General features: G+C 59.8%; 15 protein-coding genes and 3 rRNA genes. 4 read left to right on the plus strand and 14 right to left on the minus strand.

Annotated features, from left to right (window positions below):
* The first annotated feature begins 40 nt into the window (after positions 1 to 40).
* On the plus strand, positions 41 to 406 hold the full coding sequence (locus J3T93_RS05435; RefSeq protein ID WP_267400307.1) for a DUF4235 domain-containing protein: 366 nt from the start codon (positions 41 to 43) through the stop codon (positions 404 to 406).
* 106 nt (positions 407 to 512) lie between these two features.
* Positions 513 to 1,331 carry a nitroreductase family protein gene (locus J3T93_RS05440; protein ID WP_267430859.1) on the plus strand — a complete coding sequence of 273 codons (819 nt, stop codon included), beginning with the start codon at positions 513 to 515 and terminating at the stop codon, positions 1,329 to 1,331.
* Between the two features lie 215 nt (positions 1,332 to 1,546).
* Here the strand turns inward: J3T93_RS05440 and J3T93_RS05445 are convergent, their stop codons facing one another.
* The 7 genes from J3T93_RS05445 to J3T93_RS05475 form a co-directional block, all read right to left on the minus strand.
* The gene (locus tag J3T93_RS05445; RefSeq protein ID WP_267430860.1) at positions 1,547 to 1,798 is read right to left on the minus strand and encodes a hypothetical protein; all 252 of its coding nucleotides are present in this window, start codon (positions 1,796 to 1,798) and stop codon (positions 1,547 to 1,549) included.
* Between the two features lie 195 nt (positions 1,799 to 1,993).
* Positions 1,994 to 2,932 (minus strand): aldo/keto reductase, encoded by a 939-nt coding sequence (locus J3T93_RS05450; protein ID WP_267400304.1) that lies wholly within the window; start codon positions 2,930 to 2,932, stop codon positions 1,994 to 1,996.
* 68 nt (positions 2,933 to 3,000) lie between these two features.
* Positions 3,001 to 3,753 carry a tyrosine-protein phosphatase gene (locus J3T93_RS05455; protein WP_267430862.1) on the minus strand — a complete coding sequence of 251 codons (753 nt, stop codon included), beginning with the start codon at positions 3,751 to 3,753 and terminating at the stop codon, positions 3,001 to 3,003.
* A gap of 180 nt (positions 3,754 to 3,933) precedes the next feature.
* The gene (locus tag J3T93_RS05460) at positions 3,934 to 4,599 is read right to left on the minus strand and encodes an SDR family oxidoreductase (protein WP_267400302.1); all 666 of its coding nucleotides are present in this window, start codon (positions 4,597 to 4,599) and stop codon (positions 3,934 to 3,936) included.
* 353 nt (positions 4,600 to 4,952) lie between these two features.
* Positions 4,953 to 5,069, minus strand: a 5S ribosomal RNA gene (rrf, locus tag J3T93_RS05465).
* Between the two features lie 170 nt (positions 5,070 to 5,239).
* A 23S ribosomal RNA gene (locus J3T93_RS05470) occupies positions 5,240 to 8,307 on the minus strand.
* A gap of 402 nt (positions 8,308 to 8,709) precedes the next feature.
* Positions 8,710 to 10,234, minus strand: a 16S ribosomal RNA gene (locus tag J3T93_RS05475).
* The 16S, 23S and 5S rRNA genes sit together here, the layout of an rRNA operon.
* A 649-nt stretch (positions 10,235 to 10,883) precedes the next feature.
* Here J3T93_RS05475 and J3T93_RS05480 point away from each other — a divergent pair.
* Positions 10,884 to 11,639, plus strand: coding sequence for a Sir2 family NAD-dependent protein deacetylase (locus J3T93_RS05480; RefSeq protein ID WP_267400934.1), 756 nt, complete (start codon positions 10,884 to 10,886; stop codon positions 11,637 to 11,639).
* 196 nt (positions 11,640 to 11,835) lie between these two features.
* Here J3T93_RS05480 and ilvA read toward each other — a convergent pair whose 3' ends face one another.
* The 6 genes from ilvA to J3T93_RS05510 all read right to left on the minus strand — a co-directional run bounded on the left by ilvA (position 11,836) and on the right by J3T93_RS05510 (position 21,146).
* Complete coding sequence (gene ilvA / locus J3T93_RS05485; RefSeq protein ID WP_267400935.1) at positions 11,836 to 13,101, minus strand: threonine ammonia-lyase; 1,266 nt, start codon at positions 13,099 to 13,101, stop codon at positions 11,836 to 11,838.
* Between the two features lie 302 nt (positions 13,102 to 13,403).
* On the minus strand, positions 13,404 to 15,869 hold the full coding sequence (otsB, locus tag J3T93_RS05490) for a trehalose-phosphatase (RefSeq protein WP_267430863.1): 2,466 nt from the start codon (positions 15,867 to 15,869) through the stop codon (positions 13,404 to 13,406).
* Between the two features lie 162 nt (positions 15,870 to 16,031).
* Complete coding sequence (locus J3T93_RS05495) at positions 16,032 to 17,942, minus strand: glycoside hydrolase family 13 protein (RefSeq protein ID WP_267430864.1); 1,911 nt, start codon at positions 17,940 to 17,942, stop codon at positions 16,032 to 16,034.
* Between the two features lie 87 nt (positions 17,943 to 18,029).
* Positions 18,030 to 18,929, minus strand: coding sequence for a carbohydrate ABC transporter permease (locus J3T93_RS05500; protein ID WP_267400939.1), 900 nt, complete (start codon positions 18,927 to 18,929; stop codon positions 18,030 to 18,032).
* A gap of 1 nt (position 18,930) precedes the next feature.
* Entirely contained in the window at positions 18,931 to 19,869 is a 939-nt protein-coding gene (locus J3T93_RS05505) for a carbohydrate ABC transporter permease (RefSeq protein ID WP_267430865.1), read from the minus strand.
* Between the two features lie 20 nt (positions 19,870 to 19,889).
* Positions 19,890 to 21,146: an ABC transporter substrate-binding protein gene (locus tag J3T93_RS05510; protein WP_267430973.1), complete on the minus strand. Its 1,257-nt coding sequence runs from the start codon at positions 21,144 to 21,146 to the stop codon at positions 19,890 to 19,892.
* A 231-nt stretch (positions 21,147 to 21,377) separates the two neighbouring features.
* On the opposite strand from J3T93_RS05510, the gene J3T93_RS05515 reads away from it, so the two are divergent.
* Entirely contained in the window at positions 21,378 to 22,661 is a 1,284-nt protein-coding gene (locus tag J3T93_RS05515; RefSeq protein WP_220236659.1) for an ROK family transcriptional regulator, read from the plus strand.
* Positions 22,662 to 22,683: 22 nt separating this feature from the next.
* Here the strand turns inward: J3T93_RS05515 and J3T93_RS05520 are convergent, their stop codons facing one another.
* The gene (locus J3T93_RS05520; protein ID WP_267430974.1) at positions 22,684 to 24,909 is read right to left on the minus strand and encodes an alpha-galactosidase; all 2,226 of its coding nucleotides are present in this window, start codon (positions 24,907 to 24,909) and stop codon (positions 22,684 to 22,686) included.
* Positions 24,910 to 24,927: the final 18 nt, after the last annotated feature.

Here is a 24,927-nt window from a genome sequence, read left to right on the forward strand (position 1 = left end):
GGTCACGCCCCAAGCTCCCTGCGTGTGGGATAATGAACCTATGACGGACTCAGGACGGGAACCTGGCAGGATGGCCGACCAAGTGGTCGGCATGCTTCATCAGGTGGATAGCAAGGTGAATGACATGCGTAACTCGATTGAATCTGACCCGGAATCGCTAATAGACAAACTGGTCAAGTTTGTGCTTCCCAGCATCGCCGCACTGCTGGCTGGCAAGCTCTTCCAGGCCTTTTGGAGCGGACTGGTCCGCAAGCGCAATGGAGGCGTGGACAGCCCCGAAGAGGATCAGGAGAGCGCTACCGCCGGTCTTCTCTTCGGCGTTCTGTCGGCAGCCGTCACCGCCCTGGTCTCAGGTCTGTCCGAGCGGGGTTCCCAGGCTCTGATCGACCGTCGTCACCAGCGCTGAAAGCAAGGGACGCTGACTGATAACCAGGCTGGGTCTGATAACGCTGATTGCGTGATTTTGACGACAAGGTCTTGCATTGGCAGGCGTTGACGGCCAGAATGTCAAAATGACCTTATCAAATTCACAGAAAACCCCGACCGCAAATCCGGCCGACGATCCCACCATACGGACCTTGCTTGAACGGCGCTCCATCCGCGGATTCACTGACGAACCGGTAGACGACCAGACCGTCGCCCTGCTGGAGCAGGCGGCCCAGCATGCAGCGACAAGCCGGTATTTCCACGAATGGTCGGCCATCAGGGTCACGGATCATGATGAGGCGCTGGCTATCGCGGATATGGCCCATCAGCGCTACGTCGCCGAAGCCCCGTTACTCTACATCTTCCTCGCCGATCAGCGCCGCAATGCCGATCTGGTCCGACGATTCGACGATGATCTGGATCCGGATACCACCCTGCTCAACTCCGGTTATGTCTTCCTGCAGTCCCAGAATGATGCGGTCCTGGCCCTGCACGCCATGGAGACCGCAGCCAACGCCCTGGGCCTGGGCGGAGTCATTCTGGGCAGTGTCATCAATGATACGAACAGACTAATCGATCTGCTGAAGTTGCCCAAGCTGGTCTACCCGGTGCTGGGTCTTGCCATTGGCCATCCGGCCCAGGATCCGGATCACAAGCCCAGGATGCCTCGTCAGGCGCAAATCTTCACCAACACCTATCAGCGGGCCGACGATGATGCAGACATGAAGGATGCCTTGGCCGACTTCGACCAGACGGTCACACGTTATTATCGCGACATCCGGCACCTGGATGATCCCCACCGTTCATTCAGCGCCATGATGACTGACAAGGTTCGCAACCCTGCCTCCGGCCATGAACCCATGCTGGATTCGATCCGCCGGCAGGGCTTTGACCCAGCCTGCTAGGCAACGAAGTCCCTGCTGGCCAGACAACTGTAAGGCTCACCTGAGAAGTTCACCAGCCTAGTTCAGCAGCCTAGTGGTGAACAAACAAAGCCCAATCGGCCCCAGGCAGCGAGATCAGCGGAATCCGATCTTGCTGCCTGGGGCCGTCTGAACCAACTCGGCGATCATCAAGAATGCCAAGTCGAACGCTGGAGCTGCAGAGGCAATGACTGTCCCTACCGACGACGAGGTTTATACCCACGTTTGCGGCTATGCGGTTTCAGAGTTCGCGAGCCCGCCCTCATACGCTGGTAGGAGCCCGGCTCATGGCTGGTCAGATGCCAGTTTCCGCAGTAATCGCAACGGTAGACCCACAGAAGAACGTTGCGTTCGACCATGCTGCGGTCGGCGGCCTGCTGGGCCTTGGCCCGATCGTGATACATGATCTTGGACGTAGCAGTGCAACGTCGTGGGGTGAAATAATGCATGACAGCGTACGACTACCTCGAAACCAATCTGACTATCCTTCTGTGCACTTTTGCACTCATAGCGCCCAATGCCCGATCGGGCAGGCCCTGCCAGATGACACATCCGAATGATGCAAGATCAGACTGGCAGGGCGCAATCCTTCATAACCAGAAGCAGTTAAAGACGGGCGGACGCGAGCGACTCTAGAGCACGGATCAGGGCAGGTCGTGACCGGCACTCAGGTAGAGGTCGTACCATTCCTGGGCTGTCAGATCCACATCCGCACCAGCCGCCATCTGGGTGATGCGCTCAGGGTTCATGGATCCCAGAAGCACCTGTATGCCAGCCGGATGCCGCAGAATCCAAGCCACAGCAATAGCACTCTTGGTTACCCCATGCTGTTGAGCCAACTTGTCCAACTCTGCATTGAGTTCGGGATAGCGGGGATTGTCCAGGAAGACTCCGTCAAAGTATCCGGTCTGGAAGGGGCTCCACGCCTGAATGGTCATGGACTTCAGCCGTGAATAGGCCAAAAGACCGCCATCATGGTCCAGGCTGGGATCGTCGCCCATATTGACATGAATCTCCTGGTCGACCATGCCGGTGTGTCCCAGGCCGAATTGCAGCTGGTTGACCTCCAGGCGCTGGCTTACCGCGCTCTGCAGCAGCTCCACCTGCATGGGGTTGACGTTGCTGACGCCGAAGTGCCGAACCTTTCCACTGGATTGCAATTCATTGAAGGCTTCGGCCAGATCGTCCAAGTCGACCAGGGTGTCGGGGCGATGCAGCAGTACGAAGTCGACATGGTCGGTCTGCAGGTTGACCAGCTCCTCATCCAGGGCCTTCAGCAAGTGATCCTTGGAGAAGTCGTAGCGGGTGATCTGATCGCTGTCCGGGTTGCGGAAAATGCCGAACTTGGTCTGAATGCCCACACTGTCACGGTCTACGCTCAGATCCTTCAGAGCCTGTCCCAGGGCTCGGCTGCTGGCCCCGGCATGGTAGCAGTCTGCTGTGTCGAAGAAGTCCACTCCTGCGTTCATGGCCGTCTCCACAATGGTCCGCGCTTCCTCGCGGCTCTTCTGATCGATCCGCATGACCCCCAGGGCCACACGGGAGGCCCGGAATCCTGACCGTCCTAAGTTCATGTATCGCACAATGCCCTCCTCGCAATTGACGTCTAGGCTCGAGTCTACCCGTACCGGCTACCTCCAGCCTTGTGCGGCTACTCCAGCAGGTTGCTGCGCAGTGCCTCCACATGGTCCGGTCCGAACCCTAGAGCCTGCTGGGCATAGGTGAAGACATCCCCGTAGGACTCGACCATGGTTTGTTGGGCATGGGCTAGGTATTCTTTCTTGACGCAGAGCGCAATCTGTATTGCATCCAGTGAATCCTGGTCGAAGCCTTTGGCGCGGAATTGGTCCAGCAGTTGATTGTTGGCCGCGACCCTCTCTTGGTTGGTCTTCAGATAGTCCGCGAATATCTGGTCGTCGTCCACTTCCAGCAGCCAAAGCACCAGAGCCGCGGCGAACCCGGTCCGATCCTTGCCGGCAAAGCAGTGAAAAAGAGTGGCCCCCTGGATGTTGTCCACGACGATGCGCAGGAACTTCCCATATCCCCGCTGAGCCGCAGGACTCATGACCAGGTCATGGTAGACATTCAACATGTGGCCGTTGACCTGATCCGCTAAACCCAGCGAGGCGAAATCGTCCAGGCTGGCGCCGTTGGTACCACTTTGCTCCAGCAGATCAATGTTGGTAAAGGTCACACCATCGATCCTGTCGTCAGGACTTTCCTGTCTCTCAAAGGGCCGGCGGAAGTCCACGACCTGTGTCACCCGGTAGCGGTCGACCAGTTCCCTCTTCGTATCTTCGTCCAGACCCACCAGCTGTCCTGACCGGATGAACCTGTGGGTGCGGACCCGGCGGCCATGAATGGTCCGCATGCCACCCAGATCCCGAAAATTGGTGATGTTCATCAACGACCTCCTTAAGATTCGCCCTGTCTCCAAGCCACCTCATCCTCGCAAAGATTACAGGTACGCAGCATGCCAGCGTGCGATCTGCAGTGCAAGCATTCCAACTAAGGTGCAATTACCCGTTGCTGTGCACACCGTGGTTTCAAGTCAGAGCTGTTCTTGAATAATTAGCGGGTTCTGTCACTGCTTTGCGGTCAGGGCCTGTCTGATAGGCGTGCTGCCTCCGATGATGTTGTAGATCCTGCCGACGGTCTGGGGAAGGTCGACGCAGTCGGCAAGGGATTGTGCAACATCCGCAATCGGTATGGGTCCGGGGCCGTCGGGCTCTGCATGAATGGTTCCTGTGCCGTCCTGTTCGGTCAGGCTTCCTGGCTCGATGATGGTGTAGTCCAGTCCGGAACTGATCAGGTACTGGTCGGCCATGTTCTTGGTCACGTAATAATCGGCGAGGGCGTCTATCGCAGGCTTGACTTGGGGCTGCTCCCAACGCAGCCAGTCAGCTGCATACATGGCTCCCAGCATGACATACCTGGTGATGCCGACTGCTTTGGCGGCCTCTATGGTCTTCATGGCTCCCAGGGCATCAATCTGATTGATGTCCTTGCCGCGCGAGCCTGCGGTGAAGACAACAACGTCCGCATGCATCTCGCGGAAGGCATCTATTACTTGGGCAAGCGGGTCATGTAGATCCAAGGTCATGGACTCCACTTGTCGGCTTGCCCGGATCTTCGAAGCTCCTCGTGCGCAGGCTACCACCTCATGGCCGGCTTCGACCAAGTCCTCAAGGGTCAATGCACCTACTCTGCCGGTGGCTCCTATAAGAATGATTCTTTTGCCCATGCTCATCCGCTTTCTCCGCATACGTGTTTACGGGACTGATTTGTCTGTTGTCATTTTACGTTTCCGGGCCATAAGCAACAGGCGGCATATTAGGCCAGAGTGTCCGAATCAGTGCTTTCGAGTATCAAATTGCAGACTGGCTAAGTGCCAGACAGCTTAAGTACGTGGTTGCCTTTCATATTCTGCTCAACCGTATTCGATTACTTGGCGCTTACCTTTACGAGGAGGCGCAATCTTCAAGCCTGAGTGGTGGGTGTGGCGGACTGTTTTGGGTTTCCGTGTGTCCTGGGGGCTGTGATTCGGGCAAGACAGGAAAGGCCTCTGGTGACTGTTGTCATCAGAGGCCTTTCAATGTGTTGTGGCGGCGGTGTGCTACTCTCCCACACTCTTCCGGGTGCAGTACCATTGCCGTGCTGGGTCTTAGCTTCCGGGTTCGGAATGGGACCGGGCGTCTCCCCCAGGCCATGACCGCCGCGAATCTTCAATTCTGCCAATCCTTCTCGTGAAGGGTTGGGGTTTCCTGGCGGTTTGGGGACCGGATGGCGGACGCGTGTTTCGTGTTCGATCGCCTGTGGCTGTCCGTGCTATTGCCGCAGGCCGTGTACGCAGCAGGGTTGATGCCGCCGCCCCTCACAGGGGGGCGGGTGTTGTGTTGTCTTCGACCATTAGTGCCGGTCGGCTGCGCCCCTTGCGGGGTGTCCACGTCCGGTCTATCGACCATGTGTTCTGCATGGGGTCTACAGAAGCCCGAAGGCTTCATGGAATCCTTATCTTGGAGGGGGCTTCCCGCTTAGATGCTTTCAGCGGTTATCCCATCCGAACGTAGCCAACCGGCCGTGCCGCTGGCGCGACAACCGGCATACCAGAGGTTCGTCCACCCAGGTCCTCTCGTACTATGGGCAGGGCTCCTCAAGATTCCAACGAGCGCAGAGGATAGAGACCAAACTGTCTCACGACGTTCTGAACCCAGCTCGCGTGCCGCTTTAATCGGCGAACGGCCGAACCCTTGGGACCTGCTCCAGCCCCAGGATGCGACGAGCCGACATCGAGGTGCCAAACCATCCCGTCGATATGGACTCTTGGGGATGATCAGCCTGTTATCCCCGGGGTACCTTTTATCCGTTGAGCGATGCCGCGTCCGTACGCCGGCACCGGATCACTATCTCCGACTTTCGTCCCTGCTCGACCCGTCGGTCTCGCAGTCAAGCTCCCTTGTGCGATTGCACTCAACACCCGATTGCCAACCGGGCTGAGGGAACCCTTGGGCGCCTCCGTTACTCTTTGGGAGGCAACCGCCCCAGTTAAACTACCCGCCAGGCACTGTCCCTGGCCGGGATGACCGGCCGAGGTTAGAGGCCAGATGAGGACAGAGCGGTATTTCACATTCCGGCTCCACGGATGCTGGCGCACCCGCTTCGAAGCCTCCCGCCTATGCTACACAGTCCGCACCTAACGCCAATACCAAGGTATAGTAAAGGTCCCGGGGTCTTTTCGTCCTTCTGCGCTTAACGAGCATCTTTACTCGTACTGCAATTTCGCCGAGCTCCTGGTCGAGACAGTGGGGAAGTCGTTACGCCATTCGTGCAGGTCGGAACTTACCCGACAAGGAATTTCGCTACCTTAGGATGGTTATAGTTACCACCGCCGTTTACCGGGGCTTGAATTCACCGCTGCCCCCCCGAAGGGGATGACGGATCCTCTTAACCTTCCGGCACCGGGCAGGCGTCAGTGCATATACAGCGACTTACGTCTTCGCATGCACCTGTGTTTTTGGTAAACAGTCGCTACCCCCTGGTCTGTGCCGCCCCCACCGGCTCCGCGCGCAAGGCGCCTCACCGGCAGGGGCCTCCCTTATACCGAAGGCACGGGAGTGATTTGCCGAGTTCCTTGACCAGGATTCGCTCGATCGCTTTGGTATACTCTACCTGACCACCAGTGTCGGTTTAGGGTACGGGCGGCGCCACTCCTCACGCCGAAGCTTTTCTCGACGGAACGGCACACCGGATTCGGGGCACAAGACCCCCCATCATCACACCTCGCGCTCATGCCGGGCGGATTTGCCTGCCCGACGCGCCGCATGCTTGACCACGGATAACCACCACCGCGGCCCGGCTCCCGTTCCGTGTCACTCCTGCGCTACCCGCCACGCATCCACACGCCGGTCCCATGCCATCGGACGGTCCGAAGACCGCCACCCGACACGGGTAAGGGCACGCTTCCACGTCTTGGATTGGACGGCTTGACGCCGGTAGGAGAATATCGACTCCTTCATCCATTCGACTACGCCTGTCGGCCTCGCCTTAGGACCCGACTCACCCGGGGACGACGAACGTGGCCCCGGAACCCTTGGTCATCCAGCGGACGGGATTCTCACCCGCCTCTCGCTACTCATGTCTGCATTCTCACTTCCACGCGGTCCACGGCCGGCTCACGCCGCCGCTTCGCCCCACGCGGAACGCTCTCCTACCCAGCACAGCAAACTGCGCTGCCGCGTCTTCGGTGGCGTGCTTGAGCCCCGCTACATTATCGGCGCGGAACCACTAGACCAGTGAGCTGTTACGCACTCTTTCAAGGATGGCTGCTTCTGAGCCAACCTCCTGGCTGTCTATGCGACTCCACATCCTTTCCCACTTAGCACGCGCTTAGGGACCTTAGACGACGATCTGGGCTGTCTCCCTCTCGACGACGGAGCTTATCCCCCGCCGACTCACTGCCGCGATACACCTCTCACGTATTCGGAGTTTGGCTGCTGTCGGTACCCGATACGGGCCCTCAAGCATCCAGTAGCTCTACCCCATGGAGGCACTCACGCGACGCTGCACCGAAATGCATTTCGGAGAGAACCAGCTATCACGGAATTTGATTGGCCTTTCACCCCTAGCCCCAGGTCATCGGCCCGGTTTTCAACCCAGGTCCGTTCGGTCCTCCACGCGGTCTTACCCGCGCTTCAACCTGCCCAGGGCTAGATCATCCCGCTTCGGGTCCAGGACACGCGACTGGAACGCCCTTATCGGACTCGCTTTCGCTACGGCTGCCCCACACGGGTTAGCCTCGCCACGCACCACTGACTCGCAGACTCATTTTTCGATAGGCACGCCGTCACCCCGAAAGGCTCCGACGGATTGTAGGCACACGGTTTCAGAAACTCTTTCACTCCCCTCCCGGGGTGCTTTTCACCTTTCCCTCACGGTACTCGTACGCTATCGGTCAGACAGGAATATTCAGGCTTACCCCACGGTCGGGGCCGATTCACACGGGATTCCACGAGTCCCGCGCTACTTGGGAACAAGAACCGGCAGGCAGCGCGCCTTCGGCTACGGGGCCATCACCCTCTACGGCCGGGAATTCAATCCCGTTCGCCTCACACGCCGCTTTATCACTGCCGCCGGGCCCGTCGGAGCCCGGACGCCAAGTCCCACAACACCCATGCCGCAACCCCCGACGGGTCTCACACGGCACCGGTTTGGCCATCATCCGCTTTCGCTCGCCACTACTCACGGAATATCCTTTCCTGCAGGTACTGAGATGTTTCACTTCCCTGCGTACCCCCCGCACGAATGCGGTGCCGACCCATAACAGCCGGCGGGTTACCCCATTCGGACACCCTCGGATCAAAGCCCTGTCGGCGGCTCCCCGAGGCCTATCGCGGCCCCACGCGTCCTTCATCGGTCCTGTCTGCCAAGGCATCCACCATGCGCCCTTGCCGACAACACGACCACAGGCCATGCCACGACAACAACAACTGCGAACTGCCAGACGACAAATCATCACACTAAACGATCACAAAACGATCGACCCGAACCCACCAAGTGGGCCCGGACGAAACAATACAGCAGACAGCCAGCCGGAAAGCCGGCCATCCGCTCGCGTCCACTATCCAGTTCTCAAACCACCAGCGCACCGACGACACCCGACACGGGGCAACACCCCACACGGGAACCGACGGGCGGCGGGAACACCACCCACAAGGGTGGCGGTCCGGGAACCCAACAGCGCATCCATGCCACAGCCCTCCGACCGTTCCACGCCAGCACGCCCACGCCAGCCAGCCAACCGGCCGGCCCGCAGGCACGACCCCCACGCAGACCACGCAGAGGAATTTCATAATCTCCGTAGAAAGGAGGTGATCCAGCCGCACCTTCCGGTACGGCTACCTTGTTACGACTTAGTCCCAATCGCGGACCTCACCTTAGACGGCTCCCCCCCTTGCGGGTTGGGCCACCGGCTTCGGGTGCTGCCCACTTTCATGACTTGACGGGCGGTGTGTACAAGGCCCGGGAACGCATTCACCGCGGCGTTGCTGATCCGCGATTACTAGCGACTCCGCCTTCACGGAGCCGGGTTGCAGGCTCCGATCCGAACTGAGACCGGTTTTCAGGGATCCGCTCCATGTCACCATGTCGCATCCCGTTGTACCGGCCATTGTAGCATGCGTGAAGCCCTGGACGTAAGGGGCATGATGATCTGACGTCATCCCCACCTTCCTCCGGGTTAACCCCGGCGGTCCCCCGTGAGTTCCCACCATAACGTGCTGGCAACACGAGGCGAGGGTTGCGCTCGTTGCGGGACTTGACCCAACATCTCACGACACGAGCTGACGACGACCATGCACCACCTGTGAACCGGCCCCGAAGGGAAGCCGCGTCTCCGCGGCCGTCCGGCACATGTCAAGCCCAGGTAAGGTTCTTCGCGTTGCATCGAATTAATCCGCATGCTCCGCCGCTTGTGCGGGCCCCCGTCAATTTCTTTGAGTTTTAGCCTTGCGGCCGTACTCCCCAGGCGGGATGCTTAACGCGTTAGCTCCGACACGGAACCCGTGGAACGGGCCCCACATCCAGCATCCACCGTTTACGGCGTGGACTACCAGGGTATCTAATCCTGTTCGCTCCCCACGCTTTCGCTCCTCAGCGTCAGTGACGGCCCAGAGACCTGCCTTCGCCATCGGTGTTCTTCCCGATATCTACACATTCCACCGTTACACCGGGAATTCCAGTCTCCCCTACCGCACTCCAGTCCGCCCGTACCCGGCGCCGATCCACCGTTAAGCGATGGACTTTCACACCAGACGCGACGAACCGCCTACGAGCTCTTTACGCCCAATAAATCCGGATAACGCTTGCACCCTACGTATTACCGCGGCTGCTGGCACGTAGTTAGCCGGTGCTTATTCGAAAGGTACACTCACTCTCGCTTGCTCCCAATCAAAAGCGGTTTACAACCCGAAGGCCGTCATCCCGCACGCGGCGTCGCTGCATCAGGCTTTCGCCCATTGTGCAATATTCCCCACTGCTGCCTCCCGTAGGAGTCTGGGCCGTATCTCAGTCCCAATGTGGCCGGTCGCCCTCTCAGGCCGGCTACCCGTCGAAGCCTTGGCAGGCCATCACCCCGCCAACAAGCTGATAGGACGCGACCCCATCCCATGCCGGTAAACCCTTTCCCACACCATCATGCGACAGCGCGGAGCATCCGGCATTACCACCCGTTTCCAGGAGCTATTCCGAAGCATGGGGCAGGTTGGTCACGCATTACTCACCCGTTCGCCACTCTCACCGCCAAGCAAGCTTGACGGATCCCGTTCGACTTGCATGTGTTAAGCACGCCGCCAGCGTTCATCCTGAGCCAGAATCAAACCCTCCACAAAAAAACATGAAGAAGCCGAAACGACTCACATCAATAATTGACGGGCCAGCTTCCATAAGGAGGAAACCAACCCACGAAAAACCCCGACACCCCTCACAACGCTCCCACGTACCCGACAACAGCCGGGCGGGCATCGGACTGGCAATCAAAAAGCTATAAGTAGCACAAACACGCTCTTGAGTTCTCAAACCACCACCACACCAACAGCACCAAACCCTCCAAAGAGAACTCAACACTGCCGGGCAGCAAGAAGTAAACTTACCACGAGCCGGCCAAAACGCAACTCGGCCCTCACGCAGGGACGGTCAAAACAAGCAATAGCAGGCCTTTAAACGGCGTGTCGCTGCATGAGACTTTCTGGCTTTGAGCCCCGCGAAGAAGGAACTTCAGCGCACCCTCACGACTTCATGCACACATTTTATTCACAAAGTGCTGGTCAGGCCACAGCTGGATCGGCGTGTCAGCACAATCCTTTAATAGTCATTTTGAATTCAGATCATGGACGGTCATGCTCGATGCTGAGTTCGCCTTCAGTCTTCTATCCTCTATCATCCACAGCTTATGAATGCCGGTATTGATATAGGTGCACATTCACGCACTATGTTGATTTGCGGATCATGGATTCTGTTGACGGATGGTAAGACGGGTGTATGAGCACAACAATTGCAGTACTGACCGGGGCGGGCATCTCGACTTCAGCCGGCATACCGGATTTCCGCGGGCCTGACGGGGTTTGGACCAAGCATCCTGATCAAATGAGCGTCTATGACCTGGACCTGTTCATGAGCGACCGGAAACAGCGGGAGTATTCATGGCGGTGGCAAAAGGAGTCGCCTGTATGGAAGGCCCAACCGGGAGTGGCCCACAAGGCACTGGCCAAGCTGGAGCAGGCAGGCATGCTGAACCTGTTGGCTACGCAGAACTTCGATGCCCTCCACGAGAAAGCCGGCAACTCCGAGGACGTCATCGTCAACCTTCACGGAACCATCGGCACCTCCCACTGTATGAAATGCGGTCAGGCATACCGGACAGCCGACATCATGGCCAAGCTTGATCAGGAACCCGATCCGCACTGCCACAAGCCCATGCCCTACCAAGGCAACATGCCATGCAACGGCATCATCAAGACCGATGTGGTCTACTTCGGTCAGGCCCTGCCCGAGGGAGCCATGGAGAAGAGCATGAGGCTGGCTAGCCAGGCCGATCAATTCTGGGTGATCGGCTCCACCTTGGAGGTTTATCCGGCGGCCTCGCTGGTGCCGGCGGCAGCCCAGGCTGGCGTACCGATCACCATCATGAACATGGGCTCGACCCGGTATGATTCTCTGGCAACCCGGCTCATCCACGAACCCATCGAAGAGGCGCTGCCCAAACTCGTCGACAAAACCATCGCCGGACAGGGATGATTCGCTGACTGCTCCGCCTATTTTTTTGAAGCAGAGTGACATTCTGCAGATTTCTGATAGATCCCACAGGCTCATATGGGTCCCATCAGCCAAGTTCAGCAATAGGGAGCCATTCTAGCTGTTCACCCGGCCATGATCCTTATCGCGGAAGCCTGGATGACGGGCACCGGAGCCTGGTTCCGACCGGGAAACCAAGTCAGTAGTTCTGATGGACTTGGAAGCCTCGACTGCGCAAGGTATCCAAAATCTGGGTGATGTGGTCGGGGCCGTTGGTCTCCACGGTCACCTCCAAGAGCACGCCGTTGTCATAGTGGCCAGAGGATTTGAACTGATCATGGTTGAGCTCGATCACATTGGCACGCAGATCGGCCAAGACCGTGGCCACATTGACCAGCTGGCCGGGAACGTCGGGCAATTCCACGCCGAATTGCATGATGCGCCCGCGGGAAATCATTCCACGCTGGATGACTGCGCCCATAGTGACCGTGTCGATGTTGCCACCCGAGATGATGGGGACGATCACGTGCGGCCCTGGGGCGGACCGGAAGACATCGGACTGCAGATCCAACTGGCCCAGTGCTGCAAGGGAGACGGCACCGGCTGCCTCGACCACCAGTTTGTGCTTCTCCAGCATGAATAGGATCATCTCGGAGATGTCGCTTTCAGTCACTTGGACCAGATCATCCATATAGCGGCTGAGCAGAGCATAGTTCAGATCGCCGGGACGTCTGACGGCTACGCCCTCGGCAGCCGTACGCATCTGATCTGCTGCAACCACATGACCAGCTGTCAGAGATTCACGCCAGGCGGGAGATCCAACCGGGGTGGCTCCGATGACTCTGACCTCAGGCTTAAAAGTCTTTACAGCGAGCGCCACGCCGGCGCCCAGCCCGCCCCCACCCAGGGGAACCACGATATCGGTGGCATCGGGCACGTCCTGAAGAATCTCCATGGCGATAGTCCCCTGACCGCAGACGACCTCGTAGTCATCGAAGGGCGGGATGAAGGTCATGCCGCGATCACGCGCCATCCCCAGGGCGTAATCAGAACTTTCATCGAAGACCTCACCCTGCAGGACAACCTCGGCGCCATAGGCCCGAGTGGCATCGACCTTGAGCGGCGGCGTGATCCTGGGCATGACGATGGTGGCCTTCGCGCCCCGGCTGCGGGCGGCAAAAGCCACCCCCTGGGCATGATTGCCAGCGGAAGCGGTGACGATGCCGCGGTCCAGCTCGTCCTGATTCAGCGAGGCCACCTTGTTGTAAGCTCCACGGATCTTGAAGGATCCGGTCAGCTGCAGATTCTCCGGCTTGAGCAGAACACGATGGCCTATCCGAGCACCCAGGTCATCGGATTGCTCGATAAGGGTGTGGCGGGCCACACCCTCCAGACGACGTGCGGCGTTACGCAGATCAGCAGCATGATCGGACTCGAGACAGGCAGTGATTGTTGAGGCATCCATGCTCCAAGTATGGTCGGCGAGCCCGGCCAACGGGGTCAGCCGTCAACATGGTGGACACCCAAACTTATCGAAAACCAAAAGATGTGAGCACTCGGACATCTAAACACCCGAAAAAGTTGTCGGCAGTTCCCGACAGTCGTCGCTGACAGGTAGTGGCAGGCAACAGTCGCAACCTACAGCCCATGGTCATCCGCCCCCGGTCATCACATGCCGTCACTGCGGTGAGCGTCAATCACCGCCAGCTGCCCGCAAGCTTATCGAACTTCACCAGCAGTCACCGGTGGGGCTAGCGATCACCTGCCTTACTTGTCGTCAGTAGACTGGGCATGTGCCTCGTCGACCACGGTATGGTCATCACGGAAGTCGTGGGAGGCCACAGGTTCATCAGAGTCACGGGCTACTCCGGCGCCCAGGTCGGCCAGCAGCAAGGTGACCGCAGTCGGGTCATTGACCCGCAGACGGGCCTTGGTCTGGCCCGGCCCGACCTTGATGGTCCAGCCCTTATCGGGCATGACGGCGAACATGGTCTCGTCCGTTTCATCGTCGCCCAAGGCCATCATGAAGTCGTAGTCGCCGCTGTTGACGAAGGGCAGGATGGCCTGGCCCTTGCTGGTGGCCACGGGGGTGACTTCGACGACCTTGGAGTTCTCCATGATCATCAGCCCCAGGCCGACCACTACTCCGCGCAGGCGATGGAGCAGATCCTGACGCTCCTGGTCGGCCACCTGGGCGTCGCTCATCCGGTAGTGCCAAGCAACCGCATCCGACTTGCTCTCCACGAAGGAGCGAGGAACCCTTGTGGCCGATTCATCCATGATGGGCCGGATCACCTTCTGCCAGGTATCGGAGTCGGGCAGGCCTTTCGCCCGCTGCCACTCGTCCGAGTCGCTGCCAGGCAGGTTGCGGTTCCAAGCGCCATGTTCAGCAATCAGCCCCACCGGAAGGTTGCCGAACCAGTCCTGCATGATCTGATGGCTGCGGCCGGAGACCAGCAGGAAGTCCACATCGGGATTGCTCCCAACCTGGGTCAGCAGACGGCGGAGGGCCTGGGTGGGCTTAGCCCGCTCAGGACGGCGAACCAGCGGGGTCAGCGTCCCGTCATAATCACACAGGACCAGACGACGATGGGCGCCGTCCCACTGACGAACGATGGCGTTGTGGTGATCCATACGCAGCCTCCTATCTGTCATGCCAGGAGCGGACACCTGCCGCAGGGAGTCGAGGAACGAGGCGCACCAGTTGGCTGCAGTGCGCACCTTGAGCCGGGCCTGCATGCGAATGTTACGCCGCTTGGACTCCTCGGGAGTAATCTCCAGGGCGTTGTGCAGCGCCTCACAGACCATGTCGATGTCGTAGGGATTGACGATGAAGGCATCGGTCAGCTCGTCGGCTGCCCCGCACATGTCCGACAAGACAAGGGTGCCGTCGCGCCCGTCATGGCAGGCCAGGTACTCCTTGGCCACCAGGTTCATCCCATCGCGCAGGGGGGTGACCAGGGCTACATCGCCAGCCGTGTATATACCGCAGACCGGCTTGATGGACAGGGAGCGGGTGATGTAGTGGATGGGGGTCCAGGCCAGCAGGGAGTAGCGGCCGTTGATCTCGCCCACCAGCTGATCCACCTGGGCCTTGAGCCGCTGATAGGACTCGACGACCTCACGCGAGGGGGTGGCCAGCAGGTAGTAAGTGACATGGCCCACCCATTCAGGGTACTTGTCCAGCATGCGTCCAAAGGCCTGAAGCCGCTCGGGCAGACCCTTGGTGTAATCCAGCCGGTCCACCGAGACGATGACCTTGTTGGACCGGCTGCCCACCGAGGAGGCCGCCTGCTTGGCAAGCGTGGACTCGGGGATGTCCTCCTTCATGTAGTGGCTCCACCAGTTGGCGTCCGACGCGGCGGCTTCGTTGGCTGCGACCCCTTCAGCGGTCACCGAGGTGCGGTAGCGATGACGGGGGGACTTGCCGCAGACCTCGTCGATCCCTCGGCGCATGGCCCGGGCCAGGCTGGAATGGGCAGTACGCCGGTAGAGGTTGTAGTCGATGCCGATGGGGAAGGCGTCGATGGCTGCGCGGTGGCCGTCAGGCATCTCGACCACGCCGTCCTGGTTGATTGGCAGTTCGGGCAGCAGCCTGTGCAGCGAAGCCAGGAAGCTGGCGGAGAAGTCCACCGTGTGGAAGCCGATCAGGTTGGCGCCCAGGACGCCCTCCAGGATCTCTCGACTCCAGGGCAAGGATCGGAAGATCTCGGCGCTGGGGAAGGGCACGTGCAGGAACCAGCCGATGGAGGCATCAGGGTAGCGTTCGCGCAGCATCTTGGGCAGGAGCATCAGATGGTAGTCCTGGATCCATATGGTGTCGCCCTTGCGAATGAGCGGTTCCACCACCTGCGCGAAACGCATATTGACTTTGCGGTACATCTCCCAGTCCTCCTGACGGAAGACCGCCTCATGCGAGAAGTCATGGAAGAGGGGCCAGAGGGTGTTGTTGGAAAATCCGGCGTAGTAGCCGTTCAGCTCATCCTTGCTTAGGAAGATGGGAATGCACCGGCTCTCCCGGTAGGCCTGACGAATCCCGGCCAGTTCCTTTTCGGAGTACTTCTGAGGATCGATACCACTCCAGCCGATCCAAAGGCTGTCCTTATGGGAACGGTGGTAGGGGCCGATCGCCGTGGCCAGCCCTCCGACGTTCTGGCGCAAAGTGTAAGAGCCGCCCTCCCGTGCCTGCAGTGACATGGGCAAACGGTTGGAGACGATGATCAGACGAGACATGCAACCCGCTTTCTTTTTCCGTCCGCGACGAAGTCGTCACGACTTGCCATGACGCGGACCCATCGCCCCGGAACCCGGGGACCCAACCGGTCCGTACAGGCACAACGGGGCATCGCTGACTTCCACTCTAGCCGGGAAAGCATGCCGACGGCGAAGTTTTCCTCAGAGTCGGTAGACGAAACCCTCCCATGGGGAGAGGCGGCCGGTCAGCAGGGAGCTGGCTGTCTGCTCAGGCCGGTAGGTGGTTATGAGGATCCGGTCGGGGTCCACCGCTCCGAGGGCCATAGAGGTGAATCCGGTCTGATCCAGGCCCAGAATGGCAGCGGTCTGAGGCGGCAGCGAGGCTGGGCGGCTGCTCAGATTGACCGCAACCAGCAGGCGCTGGCAGGGCAGGGCATCCAGCACACTGGCAGCCTCAGGTCCCGACTTGGGCTCCGGCACCTGGTCCAGGGAACGGGTGAATGAATAGATCCGGTCCGCCTCCGGATCCAGAAGGGTGAAGTCGCCGGCCGCCACGACCGGATTGGTGTGCCGCAGGCGGATCAGCTCCCGGTAGAAGGCCAGGACCGAATCCGGATCGCGCAGCTCGGTCTTGGCGTTGACTTTGTTTCTATTAGGGTTGACGGCCATCCAGGGCTCCTTAGGAGCGTATGAAGCCGTAAAACCAGCGAACTTGGTGGAGTCCCACTGCATGGGGGTGCGGGCATTGTCGCGGCTCATATAAGCCAGGGCGGCCATCATGGACTCCGGATCCTGCTCGTGCGCCTGGTCGACCCGCTGGTGGTAGAGGTTGATGGACTCCAGATCCCGGTACTGGTCCAGGCTGGTGAAGCCGGCGTTGGTCATGCCCAGCTCCTCGCCCTGATAGATGTAGGGGGTTCCCCGGTGCATGTGCAGGAGGAGTCCCAGGGCCTTGGCCGAACGGGAGCGCAGCTCATCACTGGAGGTGTCGCCCCAACGGGAGACGATCCTAGGCTGGTCGTGGTTGTCGAAGTAGAGGCTGGCCCACCCGGCCTTGGCCACAGCCTGCTGCTGCTCGTTCATGGCCGCCTTGAGCCGGGAGACCTGGAAGGGGCGGATGTCCCACTTGCTGTCCCCGGTGTCAACCTCGGTCTGGGTGAAGAGGAAGAGCATGTCCAGCTCGTGGTTGGCCGGGTCGGTGATCTGCCCGCTGCGAGCTGGGGCCAGGCTGGGAGCCTCCCCCACGGTCAGGTAGCCATGCCGACCTTGGAAAACCTCGCTGCGCATCTGTCTGAGGAACTCGTCCAGCCTGGGGCCGTCCACACAGAAGGGCGCCGAGGACGAGTACCCCTCGGGCCCTACAGAACCGTCAGCAATGGCCGATCCGTCCTCGCCGGGCAGACGGCCCTCGGAGTCGACGGTCTTGGAGATCATGACGATCACATCCATGCGGAACCCGTCGATGCCCCGGTCCATCCACCAGTTCATCATGCCGAAGACGGCCTGCCGGACCTGTGAGTTCTCCCAGTTGAGGTCGGGCTGCTTCTTGGAAAACAGGTGCAGGTAGTACTCGCCCCGCTGCGGATCGTATTGCCAGGCGGAGCCCCCAAAGTAGGACCCCCATTGGTTGGGCTCTGCGCCAGGGGTGCCGGGTTCGCGGCCGGCCTTGGCGGGACGCCACCAGTACCAGTCGGCGTGCGGGTCATCCCTGTTGCGGGAGGCCTGGAACCAGGCGTGCTCGTCCGAGGTGTGATTGACCACCAGGTCCATGACCACCTTGATGCCCCGCCGGTGGGCCTGGTCCAGAAGCTCATCCATATCGTCCATGGTGCCGAACATGGGGTCGATGTCCTGGTAATCGGCGATGTCATAGCCGTTGTCATCCTGAGGAGACTTGTAGACCGGGCTCAGCCAGATCACGTCCACGCCCAGGTCGGCCAAGTAGTCCAGCCGCTGGGTGATGCCCGGCAGATCGCCGTAGCCGTCACCGTTGGTGTCCTGGAAGGACCGCGGATAGATCTGATAGACCACCGCGTTGGCCCACCAGGGATTGGGAGCGGCTCCGTTGGTCCGCACCCTATCGGGCAGCTGCATGCGTTCTTCCTGGGTCATGGCCCTCCTCACGAAGGTTGGATTCCTGGGACTTCCTTGTTCTGTGACCTCCACTATAGGCCGCCCTGACTGCCTGTCCTGGCTGGGCTACTTGACAGCTCCTCTCATAACGCCGCTGATGACCCACTTCTGTGCGAACAGGTAGACGATCAGGATGGGCGCCAGAGCCATCAGGTAGCTGGAGAAGGCCATCGGATAGTTGGTGGCGAACTGGGAGCTGAAGACATACTGTGCCAGAGGGATGGTCTGACTGGTCTGATCCGTCAGGACGATCAGCGGCATGAGGAAATCGTTCCAGGCCCAGAGAGCCGTGGTGATGGCGATGGTCGCATTGATTGGACCCATAAGGGGGAAGATGATGGTCCAGAATATCCTCCAGGTGCCTGCGCCATCCAATCGGGCGGCCTCCTCAAGAGCGGTGGGGATGGATCGGATGAACCCCGTGGCGATGAAGAGGTTGGTGCCGAGTCCTAATACCACGTAGAGCAGGATCAGACCTGGCACGTTGTCCAAGTGCCAGCTGCCGAACTGCTTGGCGATGGGAAGCATGACCACGGGGAAGGGGACGAACATGGCCGCGATGAAGAAGTAGTAGAGGAAGCGGAAGAAGCGCTTGTCCATGTTCCTGGCCACGGCATAGGCCACGAAGGTGTTGGTCAGCAGGGTGAGCGCCACTGCGCAGACCGTGACGACGGCTGAATTCAGAGCGGCCTTGGGATAGTTGACCTTGTTCCAGGCATCGGCGAAATTATGCCACTGCCAGGAAGAGGGCAGGCTGAAGGTTCCGGCTTCCGCAGGGGTCTTCAGAGCCGTGACCACGGTGAAGTAGAGCGGCACAAGAATCGTCAGGGAGAGCACAGCCACGGTGGCCGTCAGCCACCAGTTGACCCTCTTGAGGTGCGATCCCGGGGATCCCCAATGCCGCCTTCCCCTTCTTTCTGCTGATTGTGCCGGTGTCTGCGGTTGCATAAGCGCTGTCTGTGCCATCTCAGATCTTCTCCCCTCTTCTGGAAATGCCCAGCTGGATGAATGCGATCACAGCCAGGACGATGAAGAACATGACCGCGTTGGCTGTCTGGTAGGCGTACTCGCCTCCGGTAAGGCCGCCCTTGTAGATGAGGTAGGTGACTGTTTCGGTCTTGGAATCGGGCCCTCCTGCGGTCAGAGCCACCACCTGGTCGAAGGTGTTGAAGGCATTCTTCAGAGTCAGCACAAGGTTGATGGTGAAGAATGGGCCAATCAAGGGGAAGGTGATCCTCCAGAATTTCTGCCACTCATTGGCGCCATCGATGGATGCAGCCTCATAAACCTCCGAGTCGATGGTCTGCAGACCCGCCAGATATATGAGGGTCGAATAAGCCACCGCCTGCCAAACCGAGAGGAAGACGATAGGGATCCATGCATAGTGCTCGCTGGTCAGCAGGGACTGGGAGAGCCAGCTGATGCCCAGGGCCTTGCCTAGAGCCGGCAGGGGCGTCATGAAGATGTATTTGAAGACATAGCCGATGACCAGAACCGAGAGCGTGTAGGGGATGAAATAGATGACCCGGAACCCGTTCTTGAAAGCGATCTTTCCATTCAGCGCCACCGAGATGAACAGGGCGATGAAGTTGACCAGCAGGGTGATCAGGATGGCGATCAGCAAAGTGAACAGATAAGCGTGGCCCACGCGGCCGTCACGGAAGAGGGCGCCGTAATTCTTGAAGCCGATCCTTGAGAAGCGCCCGTATCCCTGGGAATTCGTAAAAGAGTAGGCCACGCCCTGGAGGAAGGGCACATAGAGGAAGAGCATGAAAATCAGGGCGGCAGGGACCGCCATCCAGTAGAAAGCGCGGTCGACCTTGCGATTGGAGAACCTTGAAGGCCGTTTTCCGGCCTTGGCTGTTCCGTCAGCAGTACGGATGCCGACGACCTTGGATTGTGCCATGTCTGAATCCTGACCTTTCATCATTGGAAGTTCCTTGCCTGGACCTTGTCCCATTCGTTCTGCATGGAACCGATGAAGCCATCCACATCCCCCTTGGTGACCATTGTCTGCAGATAGCCGCCGATATTGATGGAAGAGGGGATGTAATGGTCGCAGAAGTCGGCCAAGCGGTTCTGCTGGAAGAAGGGAAGAACCCCGTTCAGGGCCGGATCACCTGCCTCCACCTTTCTGGTCGGCGTGAAGGCCGTCTGGGCCTTGGCATACGTGCGCAGCTGCTGGGGCTGCATCAGATAACGGATCAGCCGCATGGCCTCCTTGGGATGCCTGGTGTTGGCGCCCATGGTCAGCATGACATCGTCGCCAGCCGTCAGTATTTGCCGGGAGCGGGAATCATTCGCGGGCATCTGGGCGAATCCGAGGTCCACATCCGGTTCGATCATCCTGATTTGCGGTATGGCGTATGTTCCCAGGGGAAGGATCGCCACCTTGCCCTTGGCCATATTTTGGGTGCCCTGCTGGTAGGTGACGCCCTTGTCGCCAGTGGAATGGCTGAAGAGCTCGACCTCGCGCCGAGCCGGCTCCGTCCACAGGGTCTTGAAATCGGTTTTCCCAGCCATCAGATCCCTGTATCTGCTCTCGGGGACCAGGGTCCCCGCCAGTGACGCCAAGGGGGCCTGGGCGGTCCAGGAATCAGAGAGAGTGCCCTGCACAGGTTCGATGCCCAGGGACTTGAACTTGTCCATGACAGCCGTGAACTCCGACCAGGTGCGCGGCGGATTGTCAGGGTCAAGCCCTGCCTTTCGCCAAAGCGTCTTGTTGTATATGTACCCGCTGGCGTTGCCGGCAAAGGGCAGGCCATACAGGCGCTTGGCCGAAGGATCCTTGGTCTGGACCAGATTCCTGGCTATCGACACCATGCCCGGATTGAGCCCCTTGACCAAGGGATCGTCAGTGAAATCATGGAAGACCCCGGATGCCGCGAACATGCCGAAGCTGATATCGCCGTTGAAGGTGATGACGTCGGGCACCCGGTTTTTGACCAGACGAGTGCGCAAATCCGTCTGGGCATCAGCCGAATTATTGATGTTCACCCTGATGTCAGGATTCTCCTTCTCAAACTGTGCAACCATGGCCTTGAACTGGTCGGCGGCCTCGAACTTGAACTGGAAGAAGTCCAGAGTGACTTGGCCTGAATCTGCTGAGCCGCAGCCCGCCATGGCCACGACGGTCAGCAGAGCCAGGAGCGAGGCGACTCCGTTGCGAACCCAGGTCGTCATTCGACCAAGCCCGGATCCCTCCCTACTGCCGATATCCTTCATATTTGGCTCCTTTACCATCCGCACGGGCAACAATGACCTAGATGATTCTGCGGACCAGCATAGGGGACAGGGATATTTCATTCCCAGCCCCGGCGAGTTCCTTTCGTTAAGAAAGTAATTAAGATATGCTGTTCAGTGCATGGGGTTTGTCCGCAATCAGGTCGGACCAATTTTCCGTAAGGAGGCACCGTGGCCGACAGAGACAACCAGAGCTCAAACCATCACGAGAACGATTACCGCCTAGGAGAAGCACGGCCGTTCCCAGCCTGGTTCACGGCCTCCCAATATACCCACCGCATCGCCGTTGAGATCCTCCAGCACGGCCCGATCTCCAGAGTGGCCCTGGCACGGCGATTCAACCTGACCCAGGGTGCCGTATCGCGCATCACCAACGATCTGACCCACCGCGGGGTCATCAGAGAGGCAGGCACACTGCCGCAGGCAAAGAAAGACCCAGGAAGACAGGATGACGGCAATCATAGCTCCAATAGCGTAGGCAGACCGCAGCAGGCTCTGATCATCCGCCGGGAAGCCAAGACCTTCATCGGCATCAATCTTCACGGCGGCACCGCGCTGGCCACGGCGACGGACCTGGCCTGCCGACCCGTCGGCCAGCCCCACAGTCATCACATTCGACAGCGAAGCCCAGGCCAGGTCGTAAGGATGCTGTCAGACCTTGCCCAGGAATGCATGCGCGAGATCAGCCAGGCCGGGCTGCCCAGCCCCTCCGGCCTTGCCATCTCCCTTGGGGGTCGGGCGGAGGGAGACAGGATCGTCACCTACGCCCCCTTCCTGCACTGGAGCGAACCTATTGATCTTGCCACCCAGATGGAGAATACATGTGATCTGCCTTGTCTGGTCTTCAACGATCTCGATGCTCTGGCCCTGTACGAAGGATGGTTCGGCGAGGGCATCGGGCTGGATCGTTTCGCTCTGATCACCATGGGATCCGGCATCGGCTATGCCCTGAGCGAGCACGGCATGCCTGTCTCCTCACCGGATGAGGGTTTTGGGCTGATTGGCCATCAGCTGGTGGATCCGGACGGACCGGTCTGCTATCTGGGTCATCGTGGCTGCGCCCAGTGCCTGACTACAGGCTCCCTGGCTGAGCAGTACTCGCATGCCATCGGGCAGGCTGCCAGCCTTGACGAGTTGGTCAAAGACCTGGAGGAGGACATGCCACAGGCGGAGACCCTGCTCAATCTGACCGGTTATCGGCTAGGGGTGCTGATCGCTCTGGTGGCCAACGTGGCCCTGCCTGACAAGGTTCTGGTTGGCGGGGAGACTTCCTATTTGATGAAAAGGTGCGTCGAATCCGTACGCAAGGGCACTGCATCATTCCGCCACAGCCAGATGGTCGAGGTTCCCGTGAAAATCATTGACGGCGACTGGCTCCGCTGGGCCCAAGCACCGGCGGCCAGAGCAATTGCCCGGTACCTGCAGGGCCCCGGAGAGGCCGATAAGCCCGAATGAACGAGGAAACGACTGGACGGATTCAGATACGGCTCGCTTCAAAAATCACTGCCTCCGCCGGGTGAACGACCGGTGGCCGGATTCCCTGAGCGCCCAAGACCGCGCCCGGAAGGACCACGCCTTGGGAACGCCACCAGGCCAGAGGGCTCTGTCCGTTGCCGATCCGATCCAGGTCACGGCAGACATCCAAGGGTCTGATCTTGTAATCAGCCTTGGGATCCAAACCGGGAAGCGCCAAGGGCTGCGGAGGGTAATTGACCGAAGAGGTCAACTGGGTGAAGCGGTAGAGCGCCTGCGAGCCGCCAGCAGAGACTACTCCATCCAAGCGGACTGCCGGGTCGGGTGCGTCGCCATGCACTACACGACCGGTGTGCAGCATATGCCGCCACTGCTTATAAAGATCAATCCAACGCCCCAGCTCATCCAGCTGATCCTGGGGCACGGCAAGCAGGTTCCATTCCACGCCCATATGGCCGAAGAAAGCCATGGCCGCACGCAGACCGAGCGAGGTGGCACGGCCGGTGGAATGGGCCGGGGAATCGCCCACATGCTCACCCATCATCTCCGGCGGCAGCAGTAAGGATGTGTAGCGCTGGATGTCAGCCCGCTCGACCGGATCCACGCAGTCCGAGACCCAAACCCTGTCAGCGTATTCCAATACGCCCAGATCGATGCGTGCGCCCCCTGAAGCGCAGGATTCAATCTCCAAGCCAGGATGCCTGGTTTTCAGGTCGCGCATGATTCTATAGACCGCCTCGGTCTGCGCATGCATGGCAGGACGTCGCGACCGGGGCGAGCAGGCTTCGGTCACGTAACGATTGTGATCCCATTTGATGTAGTCGATGCTCATAAGCGCAATGAGCGAGTCCATGGCATCGAACACATAGCCATAGGCATCGGGATTGGTCAGATCCATGACCTGCTGGTTGCGGCCTTCGACAGGCAGCCGGGAAGGCCCCGGGGACATGACCCAGTCAGGATGTGCGCGAAAGACGTTTGAGTCTGGACTGATCATTTCGGGTTCGAACCAGAGGCCGAATTCCATTCCCAGCTGATGCACCTTGGCAGCCAGAGCCTCCAGGCTCTTAGGCCCTTCGGGCCATACCTGCCGATCGATGGACCAGTCCCCCAGTCCGGCCTCATCCGAACGCCTGCCCTGGAACCAGCCATCATCAACGACAAAACGCTCCACACCTATACGGGCGGCCTGTTCGGCCAGGGCAGCCAGCTTGTCATAGGACTGGTCGAAGTAGACCGCCTCCCAGGTGTTCAGAGTGACAGGCCTGGGATGTGAGGCCAACCCGGGATGCAGGGATCGCAGGAAAGCATGATACCTATTGGCCGCCTGGTCCAACCCTTTGCCCCGGGAACCATAGAGCCAGGGCGTGGAATACGCTGGCTGGCCGGAATGGCCATCAGCAGGAGGAAGCGCGATTTCTCCCGCCATCAGAATCTCGCCGCCGCCCAGCAATGCGGGAGCTGAAGGAATCCGCTCGGCGCTGAGCAGACCATTGCCGCTCCAACCCAAGTGGACCATGCATACCTCATCATGCTCGAATCCGAACCCGGGTCGACCCGCGCACATGACCAGGGAGGAATCAAAATCCGGCCGGCCCACCAAGCTTGAACGCTCCAGACGGCCTACGGTCAATGGCTGGCGTTGCGGGCTGCGCTCGCGCAGGTGGTGACCGGTGGTGGTCAGAATCTCGCTTGCCTCGGCCGGCAAGGGGAAAGCCAGCTCCAAGCCGTTGACATCCAGCTCTCTGACCTTATCCAGGTTGAACAGGTCCGCACGCTGCCTGACTAGACCGGACGAAAGCACTTGGCACTGCCAAGTCAGCCCCACGCCCTGGCCCTGGTCGCATACCTGAACTTTCAGCGTCGGAACGGCGGAGCCGTCAGGGCGGACCTGGGCTGTGCCCAAATCGACTGACACCACCTGGAAGCGGCAAAAGACCTCAACACCGCTGCGGCAGATGCGCAGTCGGCGCTGTCCGGTCCAAGCCTCGGACTGGGTCGGAAGGATGCTGGGCCAGGCCGTCAGGTCCAGTCCTCCTGAGACCCGCTGCGGGGCCAGAGCGTCATAGGTTCCCAGAAGGGCCTGCGGATCGGCCACTGGATCGCCCCAGTGAACTATTCGCGGCAGACCCCTCCCCGGGAAAAGAGCAGCAAGGGACAGCTCGGACTGCTCCATGTAAACCAACCTGAGGGGAACCCCCAGATTCGATTTGCTCTGATAAGACCCCATCCTCGGGCCGCCGCGATG

Origin of the sequence: Bifidobacterium sp. B4111 (genome assembly GCF_026537235.1) — a bacterium.
In the GTDB taxonomy this organism is placed as follows: domain Bacteria; phylum Actinomycetota; class Actinomycetes; order Actinomycetales; family Bifidobacteriaceae; genus Bombiscardovia.